This window comes from Thioclava sp. UBA3469 (genome assembly GCF_002378135.1).
Taxonomy (GTDB): Bacteria; Pseudomonadota; Alphaproteobacteria; order Rhodobacterales; family Rhodobacteraceae; genus Thioclava; species Thioclava sediminum.
In genome coordinates this window covers 1-4,863 of the sequence record NZ_DFRG01000166.1, presented here as the reverse complement: position 1 = coordinate 4,863, position 4,863 = coordinate 1, and the positions used below count along the sequence as shown (strand labels likewise).

Here is a 4,863-nt window from a genome sequence, read left to right as displayed (position 1 = left end):
GCGGACCGCCGCGCTCTTTCCAGTCGATCAGCAGACCGCCGCTGTGATCGGTGGAGAGCGCGATCTCGACGCGCCCGCCGCTATCGCACAGCCCGCCATATTTGATCGAATTCGTCGCCATCTCGTGCAGCACGAGCGCCAGCGTCGTATAGGCCTGCGGCGAGATCAGCGCATCGGGCCCGGTGATGATCACGCGCTCGGCCTTGCGGTCGGCATAGGCGGCGAATTCGCATGAGATCAGCCCGTGCAGGGAGGCGGGCTCCCAATGCTCGGCCGTCAGCTGGTCATGCGCCCGCGCCAGCGCCTGAATGCGCCCGTCGAGATTGTCGGTGAACTCTTCGAGCGAGCGCGCCGAGCTGCGCGACTGGGCCAGCAGCCCGCGCATCAGGTTGAGGATATTGCGCACCCGGTGGTTCAGCTCCGAGATGAGCAGTTCCTGATGCTCCTGCGCGCGCTTGCGCTCGGCCGAGGTCGCGTCGGTGATCTTGAGGAAGATCTCCAGCAGGACCGTGCGCAGAAGCTCCGCCGCGTGGCATTGCTGGTTCGTCCAGGGGGCCGAGCGCCCGGTGACCGTCTCGCGCCAGACCTCAAAGCTCTTGCGCGGCGTGAGCCGCACGCCGTTCGGGCCAAGCTGCGCGGGTTTCGTCGGATCGCCCGCCCATTCGACCGTATCCGCGATCTGGCGGCGAAACAGCACGAGATAGTCGCGCGGCCGTTTCGAGATCGGAATGGCAAGCAGCCCGGCCGCGCGTTCCGGGAAGTCGCGGGCCGGTTCGTGGGCGCGACCCAGCTGATCGGTCGCGAAGGTCGAGGACCCGATCGACCGGTCCAGCATCCGCGCGATCCCCGCGAATTCCTCCTTGGTCGGCGTCGTCCCGGTCGCGCTGAATTCCTCGTTCTCGTAAAGAACCAAACCGTCATGCGGGATCACCAGACGGATTTCGTCGGAGACCGCCATCAGGCTTTCCGACAGCGCCTTGCCATCGGCCATATGCCCCATCAGCGTGCGCTGCAGGCTGGCCGTATCGGATTGCGCCTGCTTGCGCTCCCCATCCTCGAACTTGCTGAGTTCATAGGAAAACATATGGGCGTACATCTCGATCGCGGTGCGCAGCTCGTAGTCGATGTAGCGCGGCGCATCATGATGGCAGGCGAACAGCCCCCACAGCTCGCCGTCGCGCATGATCGAGACCGACATCGACGCCCCGACGCCCATGTTGCGCAGGTATTCGATATGGATCGGCGAGACCGCCCGCGTCACCGCCAGAGACATATCGAGCGGCTGCCCGTTCAGATCGACCCCCGGCAGCACCGGCGCACCGGGATCGTCCACATCCGCGATCAGCCGCAGCAGCGCGCGTTTATACAGGGCCCGCGCCTGAACCGGGATATCGCTGGCCGGGAAGCGCAGCCCGTCATAGCGGTGCTGCTGGTCGCTGCGGGTCTCGGCGATGACCTTGCCCGACTGATCGGGCTGAAACTGGTAGATCATCACGCTGTCGAAGCCCGAGAGCGCCTGCAGCCCCATCGCCGCATCGCGCGCAAGCCGCTCCAGCCCCCGGTCGCGGCGCAGACGCGCGATCTGCGGATACACATCGGTCATCACATCGCGCCCGCGCGTGCCCAGCTTCGGCTCGAATTCGACGACCAGATACGGCCCCGAGGCATGGAGCGAGACGTCGAAACTCTTCCCATTCGCTTTCAGTACCACACCGAACAGCCGCACCGCCGTCTCGCCGCCCTCCGCCGTGCGCAGGCTCGCGCGGATCCGGTCGAACCCGTCCGAGACGATCAGATCGGCAAGTGGACGGCCAAGCGCCTCCTCGTGGGACATGCCGAGGATCTCCTCGAGATTGGTCGAGGCGTGCTGCACGATCCAGTCGCTCGAGAGCGCCAGAAGCGCGCCGTAGCTCTGGACCCGGCCCAGTTGGTGGATCGGCTCGCGGTCGCAATCGGTCAGATCGACGGGGCGCTGGCTGGGGGCGGGGCTGGTATCGGACGTCACGTCGGCTCCTTGGGCGTCAAATCGGTGTCTGTCGCGATCCTGCCGGGCCGCGGATGGTCAATGGAATTGGAGGCAAGCGCTGGTGCGAGAGCGTCGGACGTTGTGCCCGCCCCCTGCGCCTGCACGGCCTGCGCGAAAAGATGAAAGCCTCGCGTCGCATCGGCGACAATACGAGTTGCGCGCGGCTCTGCGGGGCTCAGCGCGTCGAGCGTCGCGCAATGCCGTTTCCACAGCGCCCCGGCGGCGGGGGCCTGAAAATAAAGCGGTTTGGCCTCGGCCGGGGTCTTGGCGAAGACCTTACGGTCGATCACCTGCGTGCCGAGCCGCGAGCCCAGCACGAGATAGTCGACCGCCAGCGGGTCGAGCCGCCCCTGCTCTGCGTCCGGGGCGGGCACCGGGTGCACAGGACGGCCCAGCCGCGCCAGATCCCGGTCGAGCCGGTCGAGCAAATCGCTCAGCAATCCCGCGCAGATCGCGCCGGGGGCCGCATGGCGCGCCAAGACGCCAAGCCCTGCGGCCTGCGCTGCGAGGAACCAACCCAGCTCCTGCGTCGGGGCCGCGAAGAACTGTGAGAATTGCGCCTCCCCCGCCTCATGCGCGGCGGCGGTCTCGTGTCTCAGGATCTGTCGGAAGGACACCGCATGCGAAGGCGCGGGCCTGTGAATCTTGGTCATTACAAACCCGTCTGCGGCGTGTCGTAGAAGCTGGAATATCTTTAACGCCGGAGCTCGGCAAAGGTTTCTTTGCGGGAACCAGAATAGCGGATGAGCGGTTCGCGCGCGCGAGAAATCACAGCGCGCAGGGCCACGCGGGCCGCTCGCCGATGCGCCCTCTGCGGCCTTCTGGCCGCCCCTACAGGCCACGCTTTTGACCATTAACCTCAAATTAACCTCGCTTGCGCGACGGTTAACGCGAGGTCAACCAAGCGCGCGCCCCGTCGCCTCCCGACCTCGCGAACCGAGTGAAGGAGTGGGATTGTGATCATCAGCAACGCATCGCTCGACATCCTGATGCTGACCCCTTGGTTTCCGAACCGCCCCGACGGCTGGCCGAGCCGCTTTGTCGCCGACAGCGCACAGGCGCTTGCACGGCGGGGCCACCGCATCCGGGTCGGCGTGTTGCGCGGGCTGACGCCTGCGGGTACGGCCCGGTTCGCCTCGCCCGAACATCGCGGCGAGATCGACGCCGCGCACTTCCCCGAGATCGAGGAGATCCGCCTCGCCCGCTACCCGACGCTGCCGGGCGGGCTCATGCGCAAGCTGACCAATCGCACGCTCGACCGGGCGCTCACGGCGCTAGCGGGCGAGATGATCGCCGCGCGCCGTCCCGATGTGATCCTGGTGCAGACAGAGACCCTCGCACCTGCCGCGCAGACACTGGCCGCGCGGATGGGCCTGCCTGTGGTCGGTGTGCTGCACGGCGAGAACAGCAATTGGCGGTATCTCTGGACCAACGGGCAGGCCGAGCGGTTTCGCGACGCCCTGGGCGGGCTCGAACGGCTTGTGGTGGTCGGCGAACCGCTGCGCCGTTTCGCGACCGATCTGTCCGGGCGCGCCGATCATATCGAGGTGGTCTGGAACGGGGTCGATCCCGCGCCCGACCGACCGCCTCTGCGGCTGCCAGACGAGGCGCCCCTGCGGCTGGTGAGCGTCGCCAATCTGCATCCCGCCAAGGGGCTGAACCTGCTGATCGCGGCGCTCGGACGGCTTGCCCGCGACGGGGACGCTCCATGGCATCTGACGATCATCGGCGACGGGCCGGAGCGCGCCAATCTCGCCGCCCAGATCGCGCGGCAGAGGCTCGGGGACCAGATCGCCCTCGCCGGTCAGAAACCACATGAGGATGTGCTCGCAACGCTTGAAAAAAGCGACATTTTCGTATTGCCGTCATGGCGGGAGGCTTTCGGGATCGTCTATCTCGAGGCGATGGCGGCAGGCGCGCTTTGCATCGGCGTCGAGGGCCAAGGCCCGGCGCAATTCCTGCGCCACGGCGAGACCGGTTTTCTGGTCGCGCCACGCTCGGTCGGGGCGCTGGTCGAGACGCTGCGCCCACTGCTGATCGGACCGCGCAACGCTTGGCGCGAGATCGCACAGTCTGGCACCCGGTTCGCCCGCGATCATGCCAGTTGGGACGCCCATGCCCGCGCGCTGTCGGAGGTGCTGCACGTCGCCTGCGCCCGCGCCGCTCCTTACCCGCAGGAGGCCCGCCTTGTCGGTTAAGCCTCCCTGCCCCGAAACCCGCCCCGGCCCCGCACTCGCGGTGCTGATCGAGCCCGCGCCCTACATGGTCGCGATGACCGCCGCGCTGGCCGCGCGCTGGCCTACCGATCTCACCGTTCGCTATGTCTCGGCGGCGGTGACGCAGAACTGGGCAGACGCCCCGCCCGAAACCGTCCTGCCTGCGAGGCGCCTGTCTGCCCTCGTCTCGCTCTGGCGCGAGATCCGCAGCACGCGACCCAAAGTCATTTTCGTCGCCGGTTGGGCGCATGTCCCCGTGCTGGCTGCGATCGTCCTCGGCAAGCTCTCGGGCGCGCGGATCATCGCGCTGAGCGACACATGGATCAGCCCCGCCCGCGGGATACGCGCGATCCTCAAGCGTCGGATCCTCGCGATGATCGACGGGTTCTGCCCGGCAGGCCAGCGCGCTGCCGACTATCTTCGTGACCAAGGCGTGCCGCCCGAGAAGATCGTCCCCGGACGGATGAGCTCGGACACCACCGCCATCGCGCGTCACATTCGCACCCTCGGCCCTGAAGGGCGGCAAGAGATGCGCGCGCGGCTCGGGATCGCGGCCGATGCGCCCGTGTTGATGTTCCTCGGGCGGCTCGCCCGCGAGAAAGGGCTGGACCTGCTGCTGGA

At 67.6% G+C, this 4,863-nt stretch carries 4 protein-coding genes; 2 read left to right on the top strand and 2 right to left on the bottom strand.

Annotation, left to right across the window (positions count from 1 at the left end; translation table 11 throughout):
- Together B3D39_RS12615 and B3D39_RS12610 are read right to left on the bottom strand one after the other, a co-directional pair.
- A partial coding sequence (locus tag B3D39_RS12615; RefSeq protein WP_286789753.1) for an HWE histidine kinase domain-containing protein occupies positions 1–2,005 on the bottom strand: 2,005 nt, incomplete at its 3' end.
- Positions 2,002–2,679 (bottom strand): hypothetical protein, encoded by a 678-nt coding sequence (locus tag B3D39_RS12610; protein WP_274963864.1) that lies wholly within the window; start codon positions 2,677–2,679, stop codon positions 2,002–2,004. The genes B3D39_RS12615 and B3D39_RS12610, both read right to left, overlap by 4 nt.
- A 303-nt stretch (positions 2,680–2,982) precedes the next feature.
- On the opposite strand from B3D39_RS12610, the gene B3D39_RS12605 reads away from it, so the two are divergent.
- Together B3D39_RS12605 and B3D39_RS12600 are read left to right on the top strand one after the other, a co-directional pair.
- Positions 2,983–4,224 carry a glycosyltransferase gene (locus tag B3D39_RS12605; protein ID WP_274963863.1) on the top strand — a complete coding sequence of 414 codons (1,242 nt, stop codon included), beginning with the start codon at positions 2,983–2,985 and terminating at the stop codon, positions 4,222–4,224.
- Positions 4,214–4,863, top strand: a 650-nt coding sequence (locus B3D39_RS12600) for a glycosyltransferase (protein ID WP_286789752.1), incomplete at its 3' end; no start/stop codon positions are given. The genes B3D39_RS12605 and B3D39_RS12600, both read left to right, overlap by 11 nt.